The organism is Parafrankia soli (genome assembly GCF_001854695.1).
GTDB lineage: Bacteria > Actinomycetota > Actinomycetes > Frankiales > Frankiaceae > Parafrankia > Parafrankia soli.
The window spans coordinates 56,097-78,855 of sequence record NZ_MAXA01000180.1; the positions used below are offsets into that span (position 1 = coordinate 56,097).

19 protein-coding genes are annotated in these 22,759 nt (G+C 71.9%); 14 read left to right on the top strand and 5 right to left on the bottom strand.

The features are described from left to right. Position 1: 1 nt before the first annotated feature. The 5 genes from BBK14_RS14790 to BBK14_RS14810 are packed head-to-tail and all read left to right on the top strand — an operon-like array spanning position 2 to position 5,455. Positions 2–274, top strand: a complete 273-nt coding sequence (locus tag BBK14_RS14790; RefSeq protein WP_071062924.1) for a phosphopantetheine-binding protein — start codon at positions 2–4, stop codon at positions 272–274. Then, on the top strand, positions 271–1,752 hold the full coding sequence (locus BBK14_RS14795) for an amidohydrolase family protein (protein WP_071062925.1): 1,482 nt from the start codon (positions 271–273) through the stop codon (positions 1,750–1,752). The genes BBK14_RS14790 and BBK14_RS14795 overlap by 4 nt, the downstream gene beginning before the upstream one ends. After that, on the top strand, positions 1,749–2,597 hold the full coding sequence (locus BBK14_RS14800) for a 2,3-dihydro-2,3-dihydroxybenzoate dehydrogenase (RefSeq protein WP_083390963.1): 849 nt from the start codon (positions 1,749–1,751) through the stop codon (positions 2,595–2,597). Before BBK14_RS14795 ends, BBK14_RS14800 begins: the two co-directional genes overlap by 4 nt. Positions 2,598–2,654: 57 nt before the next feature. Next, on the top strand, positions 2,655–3,401 hold the full coding sequence (locus BBK14_RS14805) for an isochorismatase family protein (protein ID WP_071062928.1): 747 nt from the start codon (positions 2,655–2,657) through the stop codon (positions 3,399–3,401). Further along, positions 3,398–5,455: an anthranilate synthase family protein gene (locus tag BBK14_RS14810; protein ID WP_071062930.1), complete on the top strand. Its 2,058-nt coding sequence runs from the start codon at positions 3,398–3,400 to the stop codon at positions 5,453–5,455. The genes BBK14_RS14805 and BBK14_RS14810 overlap by 4 nt, the downstream gene beginning before the upstream one ends. A gap of 74 nt (positions 5,456–5,529) precedes the next feature. Here the strand turns inward: BBK14_RS14810 and BBK14_RS14815 are convergent, their stop codons facing one another. Then, entirely contained in the window at positions 5,530–5,928 is a 399-nt protein-coding gene (locus BBK14_RS14815) for a winged helix-turn-helix transcriptional regulator (protein ID WP_198541287.1), read from the bottom strand. A 110-nt stretch (positions 5,929–6,038) separates the two neighbouring features. On the opposite strand from BBK14_RS14815, the gene BBK14_RS14820 reads away from it, so the two are divergent. Next, positions 6,039–6,908, top strand: coding sequence for an SDR family oxidoreductase (locus BBK14_RS14820; protein WP_071062933.1), 870 nt, complete (start codon positions 6,039–6,041; stop codon positions 6,906–6,908). Between the two features lie 58 nt (positions 6,909–6,966). Here BBK14_RS14820 and BBK14_RS14825 read toward each other — a convergent pair whose 3' ends face one another. From BBK14_RS14825 to BBK14_RS14840, 4 genes are all read right to left on the bottom strand, one after another. Continuing rightward, positions 6,967–7,839 carry a helix-turn-helix domain-containing protein gene (locus tag BBK14_RS14825; RefSeq protein WP_071062935.1) on the bottom strand — a complete coding sequence of 291 codons (873 nt, stop codon included), beginning with the start codon at positions 7,837–7,839 and terminating at the stop codon, positions 6,967–6,969. 55 nt (positions 7,840–7,894) lie between these two features. After that, a complete protein-coding gene (locus BBK14_RS14830) occupies positions 7,895–8,686 on the bottom strand; it encodes an SAM-dependent methyltransferase (RefSeq protein WP_071062938.1) in 792 nt (263 codons plus the stop codon). 108 nt (positions 8,687–8,794) lie between these two features. Further along, positions 8,795–9,946 (bottom strand): substrate-binding domain-containing protein, encoded by a 1,152-nt coding sequence (locus BBK14_RS14835; RefSeq protein ID WP_071062939.1) that lies wholly within the window; start codon positions 9,944–9,946, stop codon positions 8,795–8,797. 347 nt (positions 9,947–10,293) lie between these two features. Next, on the bottom strand, positions 10,294–11,850 hold the full coding sequence (locus tag BBK14_RS14840; protein WP_071062941.1) for a serine/threonine-protein kinase: 1,557 nt from the start codon (positions 11,848–11,850) through the stop codon (positions 10,294–10,296). A gap of 515 nt (positions 11,851–12,365) precedes the next feature. Between BBK14_RS14840 and BBK14_RS14845 the strand changes: the two genes are divergently transcribed. From BBK14_RS14845 to BBK14_RS14880, 8 genes are all read left to right on the top strand, one after another. Continuing rightward, on the top strand, positions 12,366–13,082 hold the full coding sequence (locus BBK14_RS14845; protein ID WP_071062943.1) for a helix-turn-helix domain-containing protein: 717 nt from the start codon (positions 12,366–12,368) through the stop codon (positions 13,080–13,082). Between the two features lie 105 nt (positions 13,083–13,187). Further along, positions 13,188–14,303: a serine/threonine-protein kinase gene (locus BBK14_RS14850; protein WP_071062945.1), complete on the top strand. Its 1,116-nt coding sequence runs from the start codon at positions 13,188–13,190 to the stop codon at positions 14,301–14,303. Then, complete coding sequence (locus BBK14_RS14855) at positions 14,279–15,949, top strand: hypothetical protein (RefSeq protein WP_241831488.1); 1,671 nt, start codon at positions 14,279–14,281, stop codon at positions 15,947–15,949. Before BBK14_RS14850 ends, BBK14_RS14855 begins: the two co-directional genes overlap by 25 nt. Beyond that, the gene (locus tag BBK14_RS14860) at positions 15,942–16,469 is read left to right on the top strand and encodes a hypothetical protein (protein WP_071062949.1); all 528 of its coding nucleotides are present in this window, start codon (positions 15,942–15,944) and stop codon (positions 16,467–16,469) included. Before BBK14_RS14855 ends, BBK14_RS14860 begins: the two co-directional genes overlap by 8 nt. Before the next feature lie 93 nt (positions 16,470–16,562). Continuing rightward, complete coding sequence (locus BBK14_RS14865; protein ID WP_071062951.1) at positions 16,563–19,061, top strand: Hsp70 family protein; 2,499 nt, start codon at positions 16,563–16,565, stop codon at positions 19,059–19,061. Next, positions 19,042–20,097 (top strand): OmpA family protein, encoded by a 1,056-nt coding sequence (locus BBK14_RS14870; RefSeq protein WP_071062953.1) that lies wholly within the window; start codon positions 19,042–19,044, stop codon positions 20,095–20,097. Before BBK14_RS14865 ends, BBK14_RS14870 begins: the two co-directional genes overlap by 20 nt. 127 nt (positions 20,098–20,224) lie before the next feature. After that, the gene (locus tag BBK14_RS14875) at positions 20,225–21,631 is read left to right on the top strand and encodes a tetratricopeptide repeat protein (RefSeq protein ID WP_071062955.1); all 1,407 of its coding nucleotides are present in this window, start codon (positions 20,225–20,227) and stop codon (positions 21,629–21,631) included. 231 nt (positions 21,632–21,862) lie between these two features. Beyond that, positions 21,863–22,711: an SAM-dependent methyltransferase gene (locus BBK14_RS14880; RefSeq protein WP_071062957.1), complete on the top strand. Its 849-nt coding sequence runs from the start codon at positions 21,863–21,865 to the stop codon at positions 22,709–22,711. Positions 22,712–22,759 lie beyond the last annotated feature (48 nt).

Below are 22,759 nucleotides of genomic sequence, written 5' to 3' on the forward strand. Positions count from 1 at the left end.
TGTGACCGGCATCCCCGTACCGAACGAGGCGGCGCTGCGCGACGTCGTGGCGTCCGCGCTCGGCCTCGCGCCCGCGGACCTCGACCCGGACGCGAACCTCGTCGTGCTCGGCCTGAGCTCCCTGGAGATCATGCGGCTGGTCGGCATCTGGCGGCGCCAGGGCGTGCCCGTGGACTTCGACCGGCTGGTCGCGGACCCGACGCTCACCGGCTGGCTGGCGCACTTCGCCGAGCTGACGCCCGCCGCCGACCGGTCGACGGAGGTGACCCGGTGAGCGCCCTGCTGATCACCGGCGGCACGGTCTACACCGCGGACGAAGCCGAGCGTGTCGTGCCGGGCGGCGCCCTGCTGTCCCTGGACGGCGAGATCGTCGCGGTCGGCACCGCGTCCGAGGTCGCGGAACGGGTCGCCGAGCTCGCGCCGGGCGTCCAGGCCGGCTTGGAGACCGTGGACGCCCGCGGGATGCTCGTCCTGCCCGGGCTGGTGAACGCCCACTGGCACGAGATGTTCTCGATGCGGTTCCCGATGCGGGGAGTGCTGCGCCCGCCGTCGGACCGCGAGGACAAGGCCGTCTTCATGGGCGCCGGCGGCGACATCCACCAGATCTCCGGGATGTTCGACTCGTTCGGCCCGATGATCGAGGCGATGACGCCCGACGAGGGCCGGGCGATCGCCGAGTACTCGATGTGGACCCAGCTGCGCGGCGGGGTCACCACCCTGGGCGACATGGGGTCGCTCAACCGGCCCGCGTCCATGGTCGCCRCCGCGCAGGCGCTCGGCATCCGCTTCTCCGCCAGCACCTGGGCCTCGGACGCGATCTGCCCGCMGGGCGGTTCGCGCTTCGTGCGCACCCGGGACGCCGACACGGTGCTCAGCGGTGTCGAGTCGCTGCTCAAGACGGTCGGCGCCGACCCGACCGGGCTGCTGCGGGTCCGTCCCAGCATCGCCTACGTGACCAACATGACCGACGAGCTCGGCCGCGGGATGGCGGAGCTCGTCGACGCGGAGGATCTCGGGTTCGCCACCCACGTGGGCGCGCTGCGCAACGAGGTGGAGGTGATGCGGACCTTCCACGGCACCACCGGGGTGCGCCGCCTCGCCGAGCTCGGCCTCGTCAACGACCGGCTCATGGCCGCGCACTGCGCGTTCGTGGACGACGACGAGCGGCAGCTCCTGCTCGACGCGGGGGTGCACATCAGCCACTCGCCGGCCAAGTACGGGCCGTCCGGGGAGTCGTCGCTGACGGAGACCGCCGTCGTCCCGGCGCTGCGCCGGGCCGGGCTGGGGGTGTCGCTGTCCACCGACGGCGCGGCCATGCCGATCGCCGGCATGGCCGAGACGATGCGGGCCGCCTGGCAGATGTACAACGAGATGAGCGCCGACCAGACCGAGGTGCGCGCCAGCGACGCGCTGGCGATGGCCACCCGCATCGCGGCCCGCGGCCTGCGCTGGGAGGGCGTCGGGAGCCTGGCACCCGGCTACCAGGCCGATGTGGTGCTGGTGCGGGCCGACGACTGGCGGTACGTGCTCAACCCCAGGCCGATCGAGGGCTTCCTGTGGCTGGGCGGGTCCACCGACGTGGACACCGTCATCGTCGCGGGCCGCACGCTGCTGCGCGGCGGGAGGAGCCTCGCCGCCGACGAGCGGGAGCTCGAGGCGCGTTACCTCTCGGCGCTGGCCTCCTTCACCACCCGGGTGGTGAAGGTCCCGGCCGACGTCGTCGACCGCGCGATGCGGCAGGCCGCCCGATGACCACGACGGTGCAGACCAAGACGGCGCAGACCACGACGGCGCCGAGGACGGGGGGCTCCACCGCGCCCGGCGGGCCGTCGTCCGGCGGCGTGACGCTGGTGACCGGGGCCGCGGGCGGGATCGGTGCGTCGGTGGCGCGCTCACTCGCTGTCGGGGGCACGCCGGTGGCGCTCGTCGACAGCTCCGCCGAGCCGCTGTGGCGGCTCGCCGACGAGCTGGCCGGCGCGGGCCGGCGGGTGCTCGCCGTCGCCGCGGACGTCACCGTCAGCGCCGACGTCGACGCCGCGGTCGCGAAGGTCGAGGCGGAGCTGGGCGCCATCGGCGGGCTCGTCAACGCGGCCGGTGTCCTGCGGACGGGGGCCGTCACCGCGCTCGCCGACGAGGACTGGGAGCAGACGCTCGCGGTGAACGCCGGCGGGGTCTTCCACGTCTGCCGCGCGGTGGCCCGCCGGATGGTTCCCCGCGGTGCCGGATCGATCGTCACCGTCGCCTCGAACGCGGCGCGCACGCCGCGGACCGGGATGGCGGCGTACGCGGCGTCCAAGGCCGCCGCCACCATGATCACCAAGGTTCTCGGCCTGGAGCTGGCCGGTCACGGAATCCGCTGCAACATCGTCGCCCCCGGTTCGACGCGCACTCCGATGCTCACGGCGCTGGCCGGCGACGCCGCCGAGCGTGCGTCGATCGAGGGCACCGCGGCGACCTTCCGCCTCGGCATTCCCACCGGACGGATCGCCGAGCCCGACCAGATCGCGGACGCGGTGCTCTTCCTGCTCTCCGACCGGGCCGCCCAGATCACCCTGCACGAGCTGACCGTCGACGGCGGGGCCACGCTCGGCGCCTGACCGTCGCACGAAGGCGATCGCCGCGCGGAAACGCGCAGAAAGGAACGGACCGCGGTCATGGGGATCACTCCGATCGAGTCCTATCCGATGCCGACCCCGGCCGACCTGCCCGCGAACATCGCGTCGTGGCGGGTCGAACCCGAGCGTGCCGTCCTGCTCATCCACGACATGCAGCACTACTTCCTCGCACCGTTCGCGCGTGGCGCGCAGCCGCACACCGACCTCGTCCACAACGTGCGCGCGCTGCGTGAGCGGTGCGCACAGCTCGGGATTCCGGTGATGTACTCGGCGCAGCCCGGCGGCATGAGTAGTCGGGACCGCGGGCTCCTGGCGGACTTCTGGGGGCCGGGAATGACCGCGCAGGCCCGCGACCGGGGCATTCCCGACGAACTCGAGCCCGCCCCGGCCGACACCGTGCTCACCAAGTGGCGGGCCAGCGCCTTCCACCGCTCGCCGCTGCTGGAGCTGATGCGCGACGCGGGCCGTGACCAGTTGATCATCTGTGGTGTGTACGCGCACGTCGGAGTGCTGCTCACCGCCGCCGACGCGTTCGCGAACGACATCCAGGCCTTCGTCGTGGCCGACGCGGTGGCCGACTTCACCCCCGAGTTCCACCGGATGGCGCTGGACTACGTCGCCATCCGGTGCGGGGCCGCCGTGGTGGCGGCCGACGTCCTGGGCTGGCTCGGCGCCTCCGGCGCCGCGTCGGCCGCGTCGGCGACGGCGGCCGGGTCGGCCGCTTCGGCCGGGTCGCCGGCGGGCGTGTTCGCCGTGGCGAACGGGGGCGGTGAGGAGCGGAGATGAGCATCCCGTCCCAGCGGAGCGAACCGGCCGGGCTTGCCGAGCTCCTCGACGCGCAGGACGCCCGACCGGAGGCGTTCGCCCTGCTGCACCGGCCCGACAGCGGCCCCGCCGGGCAGGTCGAGCTGTTGCGGGGGACGTTCGCGGAGATCGCCGGCACTGCGGACCTGCCGATCCCGGCCCACGGGCCGCCCGGCACTTACCACACCCTGGCCCTGCTGCCGTACCGGCTGATCGGCGAGCGCGGGTACGAGCATCACGACGACGGCGAGCCGCTGCTCGCGATGACCGTCACCGGCGAGCACCGCATACCGGTCGACGACGTCCTGCGCCACGTCCAGGACTGGCCGATCGACGTTGGCGACGGGTACTTCGACCTGGGTGACGACGAGTACGCCGAGCTGGTCCGCCGGGTGCTCGCCGAGGAGATCGGGTTCGGCGCCGGCGCCAACTTCGTGCTGAAGCGCACGTACATGCTCCAGGTCGACAACTGGTCGGTGCGTACGGCGCTGGCGTTCTACGGCCGGCTGCTCGCCGGCGAACTCGGGGCCTACTGGACGTTCCTGATCCACACCGGCGACCGGACGTTCGTCGGCGCGAGCCCGGAGCGGCACGTCAGCCTCGACGCGGGCACCGCGGTGATGAACCCGATCAGCGGCACGTACCGCTATCCGCCCGGCGGGCCGAGCGTGGCCGGTGTGCTGGAGTTCCTCGCCGACACCAAGGAGACCAACGAGCTGTACATGGTCCTCGACGAGGAGCTCAAGATGATGAGCCGGGTCTGCGACGACGTGCGCGTCGTCGGCCCGGGCCTGAAGGAGATGGCCCATCTCGCGCACACCGAGTACCGGATCGTCGGGCGCAGCTCCCGCGACGTGCGCGAGATCCTGCGGGAGACCCTGTTCGCCCCGACGGTGACGGGTAGCCCGCTGCAGAGCGCCTGCCACGTCATCGCGAAGTTCGAGCCGTCCGCGCGGGGCTACTACGCGGGGGCGGCCGCGTTGATCGGCTGGGACGCACTCGGCGGCCAGCGGCTCGACTCCGCGATCCTGATCCGCACCGCCGACGTCGACAGCACGGGCCGGATGCGGGTCGGGGTCGGCGCCACGCTGGTGCGCGACTCCCACCCGGCGGCGGAGACCGACGAGACCCGCGCCAAGGTGGCCGGCCTCCTGCACGCGCTGCGTCGCCCCGTCGTCCGGCTCGGTCGGTCCTCGCCCTCGAGCGGGCCTGCGGTGGCCGACCAGCCGGTGTCCGCACGGCCGGTGTCCGACCGGCCGGTGTCCGGGCAGCGGGCGCCACGGGCCACCGCGACAGGGCGGGCACGTGGACCGGCCGCCGGGCCGCGGGCGGCCAGTCCACGTCGCCCCGGTGCCCCCCTCGGCGAGGATCCGGCGGTACGGGCGGCGCTGGCGAGCCGGAACCTCCCGCTGGCGCCGTTCTGGCTGACGCCGGCGCAGACTCGTCCGCGCGACCGGGGCCGCCTGCTGATCGTGGACGCGGAGGACACCTTCACGGCGATGGGGGCGGCTCAGCTGGGCGCCCTCGGATTCGACGTCACGGTCCGCCGCTTCGACGAGCCCTACCAGATCGAGGGAGTCGACCTCGTCGTCCTCGGCCCCGGGCCGGGCGATCCACTGGACGGCGCGGATCCCAAGATCGTCAGCTTGCGGGCTGTCACCAGGAGCCTGCTGAACCTGGATGTGCCCTTCCTGTCGGTGTGCCTGAGCCACCAGGTGCTCTGCGACCTGCTCGGCCTACCGGTAATCCGGATGGCGGTTCCCAACCAGGGCGTGCGGCGGACCGCCGATCTGTTCGGCCAGTTGGAGCCGGTGTACTTCTACAACACCTTCGTCGCGATTCATCCGAGTGACCTGCTCGAGGGCGGGCCGGGAGTCGGACCGGTCGAGGTGGCCCGTGACCTGACCACGGGCGAGGTGCACGCGTTGCGGGGTGCCGGGTTCGCCTCCATGCAGTTCCACGCGGCCTCGGTGATGACCCGCGGCGGCCTGACGCTCATGGACACCCTGGTCACCGGTGTGCTGCGGGACCGGTGACGACGACCCTTCGTGGTGGCCGGTGGCCGGTGGCCGGTGGCTGGCGGTCGGCGGCACCGCCGGCGCCGGCCGGATCACGGTGTGGACGGCGTCGCGCGGGTGACGATCTCGTCGGCGTGCCGGGCGATCCAGGCCACCAGGGGGGCCAGGCGGGTGACCAGGTCGTCTCCGAGACCGGTGAGGCTGTACTCCACGTGTGGCGGGATGACCAGGAGAGCCTCACGGTGGACGAGCCCGTCCTGCTCGAGGGTGCGCAGCGTCTGGGCGAGCATCTTCTCGCTCACGCCCTCGATGGCTCTGCGCAGCTCCCCCCAGCGCAGGGTCCGCCCGGCCAGCGTGAGCAGGACGAGGATCCCCCACCGGCTCGTGACGTGGTCGAGGACTGTCCGGGTCGGACAGTCGCGGGGAAAGAAGCCGTCCGCGAAGAGGGCCCGCAGCCCGCCGAACTGGTCGCTGACCTGGTTACTAACCATGAAGACAGTACCTTACCTGAAGGTGGGTACTATGCGCAGGAAAGTGTTCGCGAGAGGGTCCTGGTGGGCGCAGACGGCGCTGTTCGACCACACCCACCACTGGAGGACCCATGTCCATCGTCGTCACCGGAGCCGGCGGTCACCTCGGCCGGCTCGTCGTCGAGAACCTGCTGGCCCGCGGCGTCCCCGCGGGGCGGATCGTGGCGGGCACCCGCAATGTCGACGCACTGTCGGCGCTGGCGGAGCGGGGCGTGGACGTCCGCCGCCTGGACTTCGACGACCCGGCCTCGCTCGCGACGGCGTTCACCGGGGCCGAGAAGGCGCTGATCGTGTCGGGGACGGACTTCGGCCGCCGGGTCGAGCAGCACGTGGGCGCGGCCGGGGCGGCGCGCGACGCCGGCGCGTCCCTCGTCGTCTACACCAGCGCGCCGTACGCCGACACCACCGACATGCTGCTGGCCGAGGACCACCGGGGGACCGAGGCGGGCATCCGCGCGCTCGGCGTCCCGTTCAGCTTCCTGCGCAACGGCTGGTACTTCGAGAACTACACCGACCAGCTCCCGGTCTACCTCCAGGTGGGCGCGGTCGTGGGCTGCGCCGGCGAGGGCCGCGTCAGCGGGGCCGCCCGGTCGGAGTACGCCGAGGCGGCCGCCGCCGTCCTGACGGGTGAGGGGCACGAGGGCGCCGTGTACGAGCTGGGCGGCGACACGTCCTTCACCCTGCCGGAGCTGGCCGAGCAGATCGCCAAGCACACCGGCCAGCCGATCGTCTACCGCGACGTCACGCAGCCCGAGCTGGAGGCCGTCCTGACCGGCGCGGGTCTGCCCGGGCCCGTCGCGCGCGTCCTCGCCGACGCGGACCGGGCGATCGGCGCGGGACGGCTCCAGATTGACACCGGCGACCTGAGCCGGCTCATCGGCCATCCGACCGTCAACCTGGCGGACGCGGTGGCCGCCGCCGGCGCGCCCGCGGCGCCGTGACCGGCCGGGCAGGCTTGTGGACCGGCGCACCACGAAAGGCGGTCAGGACGGCGCGCGGCTATTCCTCGGCGAGGATTCGCTGCAGATAGTCGGCGAACTCTCCGGGCTGTGTGCTGTCAACGATCATGCGGCCCATGACCTCCGAGTACCGGAGCACGTCGGCTGGCTTGTCCAGGTAGACCGCACCTGTGAGGTACCTGCAGTGGACGACGTCGGAAAGCTCCGGCTCGGCGAAGCGCAGGATACTGAAGGTGCCGCCTTCCGCGGCGTGGCCGCCGAAGGCGAACGGCATCACCTGGATGATGACGTTCGGCTGTTCGGAGACCGCGAGCAGGTGCTTCATCTGGGCGCGGGTGACCCGCGGCCCGCCGACCGGGCGCCGCAGGGCCGCCTCGTCCAGGACGACCCAGAGCGTGACGGGATCCTCCGGGTGGGTCAGTATCTTCTGCCGGTGCATCCGCAGGCTGACCCGGCGTTCGAGCTCTCCGGGCGGAGCCGCGAACTGGCTGCTGTTCAGGCCGATGGCGGCGCGGGCGTAGTCCTCGGTCTGGAGCAGGTCCGGGACGAACTGGGCCTCGTAGGCCCGGATCTGCGTCGCGGCGGTCTCCAGGCCGAGGTACATCTCGGACCAGTCCGGCAGGACGGCGGCGAAGGCGCGCCACCAGCCGGGCTGGTTGGCCTCCCGGGCCAGGGCGAGCAACGGGGCGCGCACGGCCTCGTCATCCACCCCGTAGAGGGTGAGCAGATCCTCGATGTCGCGAATTTTGAACGCGACCCGCCCCAGCTCCAGCCGGCTTATCTTCGAGTCAGAGCTCCGGATCGCATACCCGGCCGCCTCGCGGGTGATTTCCCGCTCCTCCCGGAACCGGCGAAGCTGGCCGCCAAGCAGGATCCGCRGCGCGACCGGCCCGCGGTTCCGCTGGTCTACCATCCTGTCCCCCGTAAGTGATCAACGTCCGAGAATGTCTCCCCTTCTTTGATGGCGCTCACGCCTTGCGCGCGACACCGCAGAACGAGTCCAGCGCAGTGGGGGTGGTGCCCGGGGCGGGTCGCCAGAGCGGGGTCGAGATCAGGCCGGGCTCGAGCAGCTCGAGACCGTCGAAGTACCGGGCGATCTCCTGGGGCGTCCGGTTGTAGTACCCGTGCCCGCCGGATCCCTCGCTGAGGGCGTGGACCTTTCCGTCGGCGACGGTGCCGTCACTGAGCACGAGATGGCTTCCCGATGGCACGGCATCGAGAAACCGCCGCACGATCGCGTATGCCTCGTCGAGGTCGACCACATTCCCCATGATCCCCATGAGGATGAGCCCGACCGGGCGGCTGAAGTCCAGGGTCTCGGCCGCGCCCGCCAGGATGGTCTCGGGGTCGTGCACGTCGGCGTCGAGGTAGGCGGTGGCCCCTTCGGGGCTGCCCGTCAGCAGGGCGCGGGCGTGCGCCAGCACCAGCGGGTCGTTGTCGACGTACACGACGCGGGACCGCGGGTCGACCGACTGGGCGACCTCATGGGTGTTTCCGGTGACGGGCAGGCCGGTGCCGATGTCGAGGAACTGCCGGATGCCCACGTCGCCGGTCAGGTGGCGGACCGCACGACCGAGGAAGGCCCGGGAGGCCTGGGCGATCTCGACGATGTCCGGGTACAGCTCGACGTAGCGGTCTCCGTACTCGCTGTCGACCTCGAAGTAGTCCTTGCCGCCCAGCCAGTAGTTCCAGACCCGGGCCGACTGTGGCCTGCTGGTGTCGAACGTGGCTGGCGGGTGGTCGTCGGTGGGGCTGTTCACGGGGCGGCTCCCTGCGCGCGGTGGTCGCGGGCGTCGGCGGGCGGAATCCGCGGTGGTCCCGAACCCTGGTTCGGGACCACCGCGGATTCCTGGTTGGCTGCTTCTCGGCTACTTCAGGGAGATCGACCGGTCGAGGAACTCGTTGGTGACCAGGTCCTTCGGGGCGAGGCCCGGCTTCAGCTTGTCGCCCTTGGCCTCGAAGACCGGGGTGAGGCGGCCGATCAGGGTCTGGACGCGCGCGGTGTCGAAGCTGCCCAGGACTCCGTCGCTGCCGTCGGCGATCAGGCCGAGGCTCTTCTGCTGGGCGTTGGCGTTCGCGAGCAGCTCGGGGGAGAGGGTGAACCCGCTGGTGTTCAGCGAGTCGAGGACCTTGAGCAGGAGCTGGTTGGTCGCCTCGGGATCGTTGATGTAGTCACGCTGCGCCTGCTGGAGCAGTGGCACGAGCTTGCTGAGGCAGTCGCGGTTGGCCGCGAGCTTGTCCGGCCGGATGGAAAGCTGCGACCGGTAGACCGGGTAGTCCTTGTCGAGGAGCAGATACTTGACGGGCTTGTTCCACGCCTTGACGTCATGCTCGAGCTGGTAGGGCTCATAGGTCACGAACCCCTGCTGCACGATCTTACCGTCGGCCGCGACGAAGCGGTCCGGACTACCCTGGTAGGAGGTGTCGATCTGCGACTTGTTCAGCAGGCCTTCCCGCTCGAACACCTCGGGGTAGGAGACCTGGCTCGCGGAGACCAGCACCGTCGCGCCTTCCCGGCCGATGTCGGCGACGCTGGTGAAGTTCCAGTCCGGGTTTCCCCACAGCAGGACCTGCGGGTTCTTCTCGTACACCGAGAAGACCGCCACCGACGGCGCCTTGGCCGAGTTCTGGATCGCCTCGTCCGTGCTGATGTCGCCGAGCAGGATGTCGTCGTCCTGGGCGAGTAGTGAGGAAGCCRGCTGGAAGCCCACCGCCGGGCCGCCGGCCCGGATCTCAAGCGTCACACCGGTTCCGCCGAGCTGGCCGGTGATGCGGCTGGAGTCCTTGTCGATGGTGGGGTTCGGCCCGAGGAGCTGGAAGAGGAACCCCTGGTCGGCGCCGGGCCACCATGGTTGTTGGACGGTGACGGTATCCGGGCAGCTCCCCTTCAGCGGAGTGCTGTACCGGGATGCGCCCACCGCTCCGGTTCCGGTTGGGGCCGGCCCGGCCGACTGGTCGGCCGAGTCGGCGCACGCGGTTAGCCCGCATAGGAGGGCGACGGCACACACGCTCGTGGTCACGGAACGGCGACGGAATCCAGAAACTCGCACGGGGAAGGATGTTTCCAGACCCGCGAAATTGCCGCCGTGACGGGACCGGCCCACCCGTCGCGGTTTTCGTGGTCAAGATGTTCTGTAGTGCTGGTGTTGTCTGTATGGGATCGGGCGAAATTTGCCGCGTGTTGCCTGTCAGACGTGGGGAACTGGCTTTGACCTGGCCTTTTACCTGCTTCGTTCGTACTTGCCGACCGAGTGGTCAAGGATGGGGCGAACCTCGGATTGATCTGTCGTGACATCAGCGATCGGACGGTGGGGCCGGGACGGCGCTCGCCCGATGGCAGGCCGGCCGGACGGCGCGGCCCCGGGCACTACGCGCCGGCCGAATCCTGGTGGGTCCACCACTGCAGCGCCTCCTCGACGGCGAGGGCGTCGGGATGGTCGGCGCCGAGGATCCGGCGGCGGCCGGCCCGGACCTGCTCACCGAGAGCGCGAGCCTCCCGGTACCGACCGAGTTTGCCCAGGTAGACGGCAAGGTTGTAGGCGGAGGTGAGGGTGTCGGGGTGGTCGGGCCCCAGGACGCGGCGGCGCCGGGCGAGGGTGTCCTCGTACAGGTCGCGGGCCGCGGGCCGCTCGCCGAGCTCGACGAGGTCGACGGCGAGGTTGTGGGCCGAGGTGAGGGTGTCGGGGTGGTCGGGCCCCAGGGCGCGGCGGCGCCGGGCGAGGGTGTCCTCGTCGAGCCCGCGGGCGGCCCGATGGTCACCGCGCGCGCTCAGCCGCACGGCGAGGGCGTTGGCGGCCTCCAGTGTGTCGGGATGCTCGGGGCCGTGGGTCCGCCGAAGCCGGGCGAACACCTCCGCTGCGGATTCGGGGCCGCCCGGCCGCCTGCTCTCCGGCCGTTGCTGCGCGCCGCCGTCATCGAGAACGGTCCTCGGCCCGCCGGGGCCGGTCGCGGGCCGCGTGCGGACGATCGACGCCTCCATGCGGACGGTCGTCGACTCGGGGGCATCGGGGGTGCGGCCGACCGGCGGCTCGGCGGCCGGCAGCCCCTCGGCAATGCGGCGGACGACGTCGTCGAGATGCAACGGCAGGCCGGCCCGGGCGATCCAGCCCGCGCCGAAGGCCGCGGCGGTGGCACGCGCGAGCGCCAACGCGAAGGCGGTGGCGTCCGACTGGCGGGCGGCCGGGTTCTTCTCCAACGCATGCAGCACCACCTCGGCGACCGGGGCGGCCACCCCGTCCATGGGCGGGGCGGGCTCGGTCAGCTGCCGGCGCCACAGAATGTGCAGCGGCAGCTTCGGGTCGAACGGTGGCCGGCCGGTCAGGAGCCGGTAGAGCACGATGCCCAGCGCGTAGAGATCGGTAGCCGGGACCAGCCGGCCGCCCTCGATCTGCTCGGGCGCCATGTAGACCGGCGTGCCGGCCACCTTGCTGGCGGTCGTCGCCGACCCCTCGAACAGCTTCGCGATGCCGAAGTCGCCGACCTTCACGGTCCCGTCCGCGGCGAACAGGATGTTGTCGGCCTTGACGTCGCGGTGCAGCACGTTGCGGGCGTGGGCATGGCTCAGCGCCGCGGACACCRCCAGGCCCACCGCGCACGCCTGTTCCGGCCTCATCCCGGCGCGCTGCCGGGTCAGCGTGCCACCGGCGAGCAGCTCCATCACCACCAGGCACAGGTCGTCGGCCTCGATGTAGTCGTAGACCCGGACCACATGTGGATGATCGAGCCCGCCCAGCAGCCGCGCCTCGGCGGCGAAGTCGATCCGCTCACCCTCGGCCGTCTGCGCCGGCATGACCTTGATCGCCGCCGGTCGGCGCATCCGCCGGTGCTCCGCCCTCAGTACCAGCCCGAACGCGCCCGCGCCTAACTGCTCACCGAGGACGTAGTTCGGCACCACCGCGGCCACCCGCGCCCGGTCGACGATCATCAGCAGTCCCGGCGGCCCGGCCGACCTGCTGACCGCCGCATCATCACGGTCTGTGTCACCACGACCTGTGTCATCACGGTTAGTGTCATCACGATCTGGATCGTCACGATGAAACCAGCTTAACGATCGCCCCGGGATCCCGGACCACTACGGATCGCCCCGCTCCGGCGTCTCGGCCCGGTGGCCCCTCCTGCCAATCCCGGCGTATGTCGGCTTCACGCGGCTCGGTGCCGGTGATGGCGGTCGTTGGTCGTCGTCAGCCTCTGTCGGGTTTCCCGCGCCCGGAGGCTCCGGGCTGCCAGGAACGCCGCCGACCTGCGGCGTTGCGGATTCCTGGTGATGGTGGGTGGGAACGAGGGCGCCACCCGGTCCTGATCTGGTCACCGCCGCGAATCCGCCCTAAAATGGGCCCGGCTCGGAAGATCATGTCGGTCGGCACTGTCCGGGCGCATGGCCGGCCGATTGATTGTCCCCACATTCATCTGTGACAGGCAGCGTAGAAAAAGGGGCTGTGGGTGGGCAACCACGGTACGGGCCGCTCGCCGGGCCCGGTCGTCGTGCTGGAGTACTGCGGGCGGCGGTGGCACGTCGCCCGCGATGAGGAGATCACCGTCGGGCGCAGCAGCGCCTGTGCCATCAAGCTTCCCGACGACACCTACCTGTCGCGGCACATGGCCTCGTTGCGGGTTCTGGACGACTGCGTCCTGGTGTACAACAAGTCGCAGTCGAAGCCGTTCTGCCTGCGCCCGCCCGCCGGCGAGGACAGAATCGTCGAGCCCGGGGCGGCGATGACCTCGCTGCCGTTCCCCAGGTTCGGCATCGTCGCGGCCCGCCGCGGCGGAGCGACCGTCACCGTGCAGGTCGACGCCTCCGCCGTCACCCATGACCGGCAGTCGCTCGGCCATACGACGCTCTCCGAGAGCAGGGCGACCATCAGCCAGCCGGTCCAGCTCAGCCCCGCACAGCTCGACATCATCATCGAGCTGTGCCGGCCACTGCTGACGAAGTCCGGGTCCGACGCCCGGCCGGCCACCTACAAGGAGATCGGCGAGCGGCTGGGCCGCGGCCCGAACTACGTGCGCAACGTCATCTCGGACGTCCGCCGCGAGCTGAGTGACCGCGACGAGCCCGGCCTGGCCGACTGGGAGGACCTGGCCCGCTGGATGATCCTCAACCGCCTGATCACCGAGCGGGACGTCCGGAGGTCCCGGCGACCAGGCGCCGGGGTGTAGCGCTCAACTACCCGGCTGGAAGTCTTTCGCCTAGGTTCTGATCCGGCGGCCGGAGCCGGCTCGCGAGAACAAAAACCTGGAGTTGGGCTGCCGGAGGTCTCACCTATGGTCCTGTTACGCGAGGGGCAGGTAGTCCGGGATACCTACAAGGTCGACCGGCTGCTGGGCGAGGGGGCTTTTGCCGAGGTCTACCGGGTCGAGCACCGCTATCTTGGCCGGCAGGCGATGAAGGTCTTCCGTCAGGTGGGAATGTCCGCGGAACAGGTGCGCGACGCACTCGGCGAGGCTATGCTGCTGTCCGGCATGGGGCACCCCAACGTCATCCGTGTGTTCGAGGCGAACACCGTCGAGACGGCCGGTGGGGTGTACGCGTACTTCACCATGGAATACGTGGCCGGTGGAACCCTGCACAGTTTCTGGTCGTCGTACGGCACCACGTTCGTCCCCATCCCGACCGTGGTGGACATCCTGCGGCAGATAACGCGCGGCCTGGCGGTCGCGCATCGGGAGTCCCCGCCGATCGTCCACCGTGACATCACTCCGCAGAACATTCTGGTCGGCTACAGCGGGGCCGGTCTGCAGGTGCGGATCAGTGATTTCGGTCTCGCCAGGAAGGTCAGTGCCCTGACCCTGCTGGCGAGCTCCCAGGGAACCATCGCCTTCATGGCGCCGGAGACCCTGCTCCACCCGCATCTCGCGTCGGTTCCGGGCGATGTCTGGGCGCTGGGCGCGGTGCTCTACCTGCTGCTGACCGACCGGCTGCCCTACCCGCAGCGCTCAGGCGGCGACCCGATCACCGCCGCCTGGAACACGGGCACGCTCGTACCGCCCAGCGAGATCCGGTACTCCGTGGACGAAGCACTGGACGGAATCGTCGCCCGGGCGCTGTCCTACGCCCCGGCGAAACGCTATCCGTCGGCCGTCGAGATGCTCGCCGACCTGGAGGCGTGGGAGCCAGGTAGGTCCGTGCCGCCGAGCCCGCCCGAGCGGGAACCCGGGCCGGCCGGGGAGATCGCCGCGGGCAAGAACGCGCTCGGCCGGTCGTCCCCCGCGGACGAGGCCGCGGCCGTGCGGATGGCCCGCCAGGCGGTCACCGTCGCCACCGGCGGCCAGTACGACCGGGCCGCCGACCTGATGGAGGAGGCCTGCAACAAGTGGCCCGGGCTGCGTGACCAGTACGCGTCACGGATCCGGCTGTGGCGCAAGGGGGTGACGATGTGACGGCCCAGGACAGCGACGCCGACGCCCTGCCGCGGGTGTCCGCGCGGATCTACCGGCAGAACGCCTTCCGGGTGACAGGCCTGCCGCTCTCGTCCACCGGACGGGACATCCGGCGGAAGGCCGACATGCTCGCCGTGATCGAGAAGACCGGCGGGCAGATACCGACCTCGGACATCCTCCCGCTGCGGCCGGCTCCGTCCGCCGGGGATGTCCGGGCCGCTCTCGACCGGCTGGGTGACCCGCGTCAGCGGCTGGTCGACGAGTTCTTCTGGTTCTGGCCGGCGGAGTCCGGCGCCGCGCGGGACGAGGGGATCGCAGCCCTGGCCGCGGGCGACCCGGACGGCGCGCTCCGGCACTGGACCGCGGCGGCCGTCTCCGGCACGGGCGCCGCACCCGGTGACGCGGATACACCCGGCGACGCGGATACGTCCGGGGAGCCGGCTGCGCCCAGCGAGCCGGTCGCGGCCGGGGACGCCGCGAGCGCGGTTCACAACATCGCGGTGCTCGAGCACCTGCGGGCCCTCGAGGTCGAGATGGGCGCCGAGGGCGAACAGCCCGACTGGGCGTCGGTCTATAGCCGCTGGGGCCACGTCCTGCACGACGACCGGGTCTGGGACAGCCTGGTGGCGCGCATCAGGCGTACCGCCGACGCCCGGCTCGACGTGGGCCTCGCGCCGAGGATCCGCGCGGCGCTGCCGGGCGCGCTGCTGTCCATCGGTGCCGAGATCGTTGTCGCCGCCATCGGGGACGGAGACGACGACCGGGCCGAACGGCAGTTGACGGCGATGCGGGCCGCCCAGCTCGGGGACGGCGCCCGCGAGGCACTCGGCACCGCCCTGCGTGCCGCCGGCGAACCCTGGGCCGACCAGGTCGGTGAGCTGTGCGAGGAGGCCGTCCGGCTCGCCACCGACACCCGGGCGGCGGGCCTGGACCAGGCCGCGCACATCCTCGACCACTCCGCGGGGCCGCTGGCGCGGCTTGACCGGATGCTGGCGCCCGACGATTCGACGCGGGTGCGCACGCACGACAAGGTCGCCCTCGACGCGCTGCGCTGCCTGCTCCTCTTCGACCAGGCCCGGGACACCTCGGACGCCTCCGCGGCCCGCGACCACCTGCGGATGATCGAGGTGATCACCCGGGCCGAGCGGGCGGCGGCGTCCGAGGCCGTCCGCGGCCGGCTGGCCGAGAACCGGGAAATTCTCGACAAGGCCTCCATACGCCTGACCTGCTGGATCTGTCATGAGAAGCCGGCCGACCCCGGTGCGGCGATCACGAGATGGATGCACGGCGACGTGGTCCGGGCTGTGCGCGAGCTGCGTTGGAACAAGGTGGAGGTCACCGTGCCGCGTTGCCGGTCCTGTCAGCGTGGTGAGAGGGGCCGGGGCTGGCTGGCCGCGCTGCGGTGCGCGCTGTACTTCGTGGTCGCGATCAGCCTGCCCACCATGCTGTTCACCAGCGCTGGCGGCGGATACATCTTCCTGGCCGTGCTGGTCGCGTTCTTCGCGCTCATCGTGGATCTGAATGTCGTCGTCGGTTCCGCCGGGCGAAGACAACGAGAACACATCGACTTGTTCCCACCGATCGTGGAACTACGCGAAAAGGGATGGCGGAACGGGGAACGGCCGCTGGGAGTCGGCGGTGCTTGAGATCCCGCGCCAGTGGCGCCATCCCCGTGAGTTCCGCATCGCCCGGCCCGCGACGCCCGAGGAATGGGCCGCGGCACTGCTGCGAGCCGTCGCGAGATCCGAGCCCGTTCCGGCGCCCGACGATCAGCCGGTGAACCCGGCTCCGGCGGGGACGCTGGCCCAGCCGGCGGTGGCCGAGCTCGCGACCGGGCTGTGGCGACTGCGCCGCCGCCTTTCCGGCCCGGCGCCGAGCCCCGGCGCGCGTGACGGCGGCGGGGCGGCGGATCTCCGCCGGGCGCGGCGCCAGTTCGAATCGCTCTGGAGCACCCTCGCCGCGGCCGGCGTCGAGATCCAGGAGCACGACCACACCCGGTACGACTCCGGTCTCGATCTGCAGGTCCTGGAGTTCCAGCAGACCGAGGGCCTGACCGACGAGACCGTCCTGGAGACCCTGCGGCCGAGCGTCTACCTGCACGGACTGCGCGTCCAGACCGGCGAGGTCGTCGTCGGCGTCCCCGTGACCCGGGACGAGGACGGCTGACCCGACCCGCATCCGACCCGCATCCGCCGGCCCGCTCGTGGGCCCCTGACACCGGCACCGCGCGACCCGCCCCACCGGGCAGCAGGAGGAACGATGGCGCGATCGACGATGGACTTCGGTATCGACCTTGGCACCACCAACAGTGCGATCGCGGTCCTGGACGGCACCGAGGCCCGCATCGTCAAGAACGCGTTCCAGCACGACACGACCCCGTCCGCGGTCTACGCCGACCGCAACGGCCGGATCCACGTCGGTGAACGCGCCCGGGAACGGGTCGAATCCGATCCGGCGAACGCCGCCGCCGAGTTCAAGCTCAAGATGGGGCTACGTGACCAGGCGACGACATTCGCCAACAGTGGCCTTTCGATGAGCCCGGAGGAACTGTCCGCGCACGTGCTGCGGGCGCTCAAGGCGAACGTCAACAGGCAGCTCGGGGAGGATATCCGCGCCGCAGTCATCACCGTCCCGGCCGCTTTCGAGCTGAACCAGACCGACGCCACCCGGCGGGCCGCCGAGGCCGCCGGCCTCGGACTGTCTCCGCTGCTCCAGGAACCGACCGCAGCCGCCCTCGCCTACAGCTTCCAGCGCGACGAGGACAACATCTACCGGCTGGTTTTCGACCTGGGCGGCGGAACCTTCGACGCCTCGATCGTGCACATCCGGGACGGCGAGTTCGACATCGTCAACCACCGCGGTGACAACTTCCTCGGTGGGAAGCTCATCGACTGGGCGATCGTCGAGGAGCTGCTGATGCCCGCGCTGCTCCGGCAGTACTCCCTGCCCGGCTTCGGACGGGGCGAGCCCACCTGGGCGCAGGCGATCGCGAAGCTGAAGGCCGCCGCCGAGAACGCCAAGATCGAGCTGTCCTCCGCTGACTCGGCGCTCATCGACATCAGCGACCCCCCGTTGTGCACCGACCCCCGGGGCAACCCGGTGGAGTTCGTCCACGAGCTGTTCGCCGCTGACGTCGACAAGCTGACCGAGCCCTTCGTCGCCCGCGCGATCAACATCTGCCAGGCCGCGCTCCGGGAGAGCCAGCTCGCGCCGGAGAAGATCGACCGGGTACTGCTCGTCGGCGGGCCCACCCTCATGCCCCATCTGCGGCGACGGCTGCGCGAGGGCCTCGGCATCGAGCTGGACGTCAGTCAGGACCCGATGACCGTCGTGGCCCGCGGCGCGGCGATCTTCGCCGGGACTCAGCGGCTGCCGGCGGAACCGGTGCGCGCCGACGTCTCCTACACCGTGGACCTCGAGTACAAGCCGATCGGCGCCGACCCGGAGCCGGTGGTCGGCGGGGTGGTGCAGGGCCCGGCGGACCGGAACCTGGAGGGGTTCACCGTCGAGTTCGTCAACGGGCAGGCCCGCCCGCCGTGGCGCAGCGGGCAGATCATCCTGCCGGCGGCCGGCTCGTTCATCACCACGCTGCGGGCCGAGCCCGGGCTGCGCAACACCTACGAGATCGTCCTGGAGGACCCGACGGGCACCCGCGAGCGGATCCAGCCCGCGGAGCTGACCTACACCCTCGGCGTGGTCGCCCCCGCCGCCACCCTCACCCACTCGATCGGGGTGGCGCTGGCCGGCAACGAGGTCGCCTGGCTGCTGGAGAAGGGCACCCGGATTCCCGCCAGGGCCCGCGAGATCCTGCGCAGCACCGTGCGGCTCACCCGCGGCCAGTCCGGCGGCCTGCTGCGGATCCCGATCCTGGAGGGGGAGCACCCCCGGGCCGACCGCAACCGGCAGGTCGGCGCGTTGGAGATCCTCGCCGACCAGGTGGCCCGGGACATCCCGAAGAACAGCGAGATCGAGGTGGAGATCCAGATCGACGCCTCCCGGCTGGTCACCACCAAGGCCTACGTACCGATTCTCGACGAGGAGTTCGAGGCGTTCCACGACCTGACCACCGAGACCGCCGCCGACCCGGTCAAGCTGCGCCGGGACCTGACAGCCGAGCAGGAGCGGTACGACGCCCTGCGCGCCGACGCGGAGCGGACGTCCGACCCGGCCGCGCTCGCCCTGCTCGGCGAGCTGGAGGACGAGCGGGCGCTCGGCCAGCTCGAGAACGACGTGTCCTCCACCGAACACGGGGACGCGGACGCGGCGGGCACCGCCGGCAAGCGGATGCTCGACCTGCGGGCCAAGCTCGACGCCGTCGAGGAGGCACTGGAGTGGCCCTCGCTGGTCGAGTGGGCGAACCGGGTGCTGCGCGACGCGCCGGGCATCATCGACGAGTACGGCGACGCCCAGGACCGGCGCCGGTACGAGGTCCTCGCCGCCGACGTCCGCTGGGCACTGGCCGGTCGCGACGCCGCGCACCTGCGCACCCTCGTCGACGAGCTGACCGGTCACCTGGCGATGGTGGTCGACCGCAAGACGGGCGCCGTCGTGATGGCCCACTTCTCCCAGCTCGTCGAACAACGGCCCGAGCTGCGCGATCAGGCTCTGGCCGCCCGCCTGATCGCGGAGGGCCGGCGCGCCGTCGACAGCAACGACATCGAGCGGCTGCGCACGGTGAACCGGCAGCTGTTCGACCTGCTTCCGTCCGAGGGCACGCCAGAGCGGCAGGAGGGGAGCAGTGTCCGGCGATCCCTGTGACGTCGGCACCCGCCACCGCCGGGCCGGAATCGGCTCCCTGGGCCGCACCGGGCCGCCGGATCTGGCCGTGCCGGCCGTGCCGGCCGAGCCGGTGACCGAGCCCGGCCCGCCGCCGGCCGCGGCGGGGCCCGGTGACACCGCCCGGGCCGTGCTCGTCGGCGAGGTCGTCCGCGGGCAGGCCGCCGTGCTGGCCCGCTCCGGCCGGCACGAGGACGCCGCGCGCCTGCTCGCGGAGCTGGCCGCCGGGCGCGACCACACTGCCGCGGAGCACGACCTGCTCGCCCGGATCCGGGCGCAGCAGGGCCGGTACGACGACGCCGAGCGGCACTGGCGGGCCGCACTGGCCCTGGACGGCAACCTGGCGGGGGCGGCGGCGGGTCTGCGCCGCCTGGAACGGCTGCGCACCCGCGGCGGCGGCATCGCCCGGGGCGGCGCGGCCGCCGCCCTTCTCGTCGCGCTCGCCTTCGGTGGCGGCTGGTGGCTCGGCCACGACCGCGCCGAGCCGGCGGCGTCGACCACCACCGCATCAGCCCCCGCGGCGCCCGTGCCGGCGCCCGCGGCCCCCGCTCCGGCTCCGGCCAGGCCGGGGGATCTGACGGCGGACCTGGCCGCGCGCCTCGCCGGCCCGGACGTCACGATCACCAGGGCCGGCGGGCAGGCGGTCGTGGTCTTCCGCAACGCGTTGTTCGCCACGCACGACACACCCACCCCCGAAGGCCGCGCGGCGCTCACCGCGCTGGGTGCCCGGCTCGCGGCCGCGCCCGGGGTCGCCGTCGAGGTCGTAGGCCACAGCGACAATCTCCCGGTCCGCCCGGGCGGACCCTTCCCCGACAACACCGCGCTGAGCCTGGCCCGCGCCGCGTCCGCCGCGGAGATCCTGCGCGCGGCCGGCGTCCCGGCCGCGGCCCTCACGATCTCCGCGGCCGGCGACGCCCTCGCCCCCTATGCCGGCGAGCCCGCCGGCGATCCCACCGGAGACGCCGCCGGCGATCTCCGAAACCGAACGGTGACCCTCCGCGTGGCGCCGCCCGCCTGACGCGACGGCGACCAGGAGCCCGCCCGGCGATCGAGAGGCCCACCCGGCCATCGATCGAAAGCCCGTCCGGCGGGCGAGAGCCGACGAAGCAGGCGGCGACGAAGCAGGCGGCAAGGAAGGACAACCCATGACGCAGGGCGAGCCGACGCCGAAGCCGGCGGCCCGGTCCCACGACCCGCTGGCCGTCGCCGTCGCCAACGCCTCACTGTTCGGCGGCGGCTACCTGATGCTGGGCCGGGGACAGCTCGCCGTCGTCGTCCTCCTGATCACCGTCGAGCTACTGATCATCTTTGCCTCGGTCGCGCAGACGCTGTGGTTCGGGCTCGCCGTGCTCGCGTGGTGGGTGGCCGTCATCGTGCACGGCTGGTACCTGGCCGGGGGACGGCCGCACCGGGGCCGGATCCGACCGTTCCGGTCGAGGCGGCAGTGGGTCATCGCCGTCGCCTGCGTGCTCCCGGTGCTGCTGGCCTTCGGTCTTCTCCGGTTCGACGTCGTGCGGATCGAGGGGGACGTCGCGCAGGCCCGCCGTGCCGGCGACTGCCCGCGGGTGGAATCAGCCGTGGGACGGGTGTCGCCCGCCCATCGCATGGTCGACGTCTCCCCGGGCGCCGACGGCGAGGGCATGGTCGAGGCGTGCGGGCTGCTGCGGACGGCCGTCGGCCCGCTCGACGCCGGACTGGCCGGCGACACGAAAGCGCTGGACCAGGGCTTCCAGCAGCTGACCACCGTGCTCACGGAGCTGCCCGGCAACGAGGGCCTGGTCGAGGCGGCCCTGGACCGGTTCCTCGACGGCCTGCCGACCGAGGATCCCTGCATCACCGTGCGGATCGCCACCTGGCTCGCCGAGCGGCCGTCCGATGGCGGCGAGCTGGACCGCGCCCGCCGGGCCGTCCCGCGGATAGCACCCGCGGCGCTGGCCGACTGCGGCAGCCGTCTGCTGGCGGCCGCGGACTGGGAGCACGCGCGGGCGAGCTACCAGCAGCTGCTCGACGAGTACCCCGACCACGAGCTCGCGCCCGCGGCCCGGGAGGGGGTGCGGCAGGCCGCCCAGAAGATCGAGGAGGCGAGGATCGCCCACGAGCGGGCGGTCGAGCTGGCGAACCTGCGGAATCTGCTGCGGCCGTCGGGTTCCGCTCAACCGAGGTACTGCGCCGCTCCGGTACCGTTCTCCGCCGCTCCCGCCGGGCCGAATCGAGCACTGACAGTCGGCGACACGCAATACACCAGCAAGCTCCCCGCCGAGTGGAAGACCGATGACGTCGCCACTGCCACGCGGGTTCTCTGCGTCGGCGCGTCCGAACTCGGAGCAGCGGTCGAGACCTGCCGATACACCAGCGGGAACGTGACGTTTCACCGGGTGGCGATACCCGTCCGCGTTTACGAGCTACGGACCGGACAGCTCCTGGCCGACACCAGAGTGGAGATCGGCGGGACCAGCTGCCCGTATCTGGTCTACGGCTACAGTCCGACGAGGTCCGTCACCCCCTCCGACTCCCAGGTGCAGGCAGCCTTCCGACCACTGATCAGCCCCTGACCGGCGGAGCCGGCACCTGATCTCACCGGCTGTCACGAGGTCCGCGGCCCCGGGTCGGCAGCGTGTCCGGGCCGATCCGGTGGCGGACGCCACTCGTGCCCGCTGCGACGCTCCGCGGACGAAACACCATAATTCGGTGACAGAACTTCCGCGCTCCGCCCTGGCGCCCGCGTCCGTCGCAGGTCATCGGCTTGTCGGCGGGGGCGGCACCAGTGACGCCGAGGGGTGGGCATGACCGACGATCCGACAGGTGGCCATCAGTGGAAGACCCTGATGGACCGGCTGGACCCCGTCGAGCTCAGAACGGACGTCCCGCACGCGGCGAGGATGTACGACTATTTCCTCGGCGGAAAGGACAATTTCCCGGCCGATCGGGAGGCGGCGGAACAGACCATCGCCGTCTTCCCGAACTCCCGGATCGTCGTCCGGCAGAACCGGACGTTCATGACCCGGGCGACCCGTCATCTCACCGGTGAGCTGGGCATCCGCCAGTTCCTGGACATCGGCACGGGCATCCCGACCTCGCCGAACCTGCACGAGGTCGCCCAGGAGATCGCGCCGGAGACCAGGGTCGTCTACACCGACAACGACCCGATCGTCCTCGCCCACGCCCGTGCCCTGCTCACCAGCACCCCCGAGGGCCGCACGTCCTACCTGCACTCCGACGTGCGCGACATCGACCACATCCTCGGCGCCCAGGAGCTGAAGGAAACCCTCGACCTCACCCGGCCGGTCGCCCTCTCCCTCATCGCGGTCTTTCATTTCCTCTCCGACTCCGACGACCCGTACGGCATCATCCGGCGTCTCGTCGACGCCCTGCCGTCCGGCAGCTACGTCGCGCTCACCCATCTGACGGCCGACTTCGACCCGGCGATGCTGGCGGTGCAGGAGACCTACCTGAGCCGCGGTGTCCCCATGCACCTGCGTGACCGCGCGCAGGTCGAGCGGTTCTTCGACGGGCTGGAGCTGCTCGAACCGGGCCTGCAGGTCGTCCACCGCTGGCGACCGGACGGCGCGGTGCCCGCCGACCTGACCGACGCCGCGGTCAGCATCTACGGCGGCCTCGCCTACAAGGCGTGACGTCCCACGCCCCCGTCCGATGATTCCGGGAAGCCGGGTGAGGAGCCC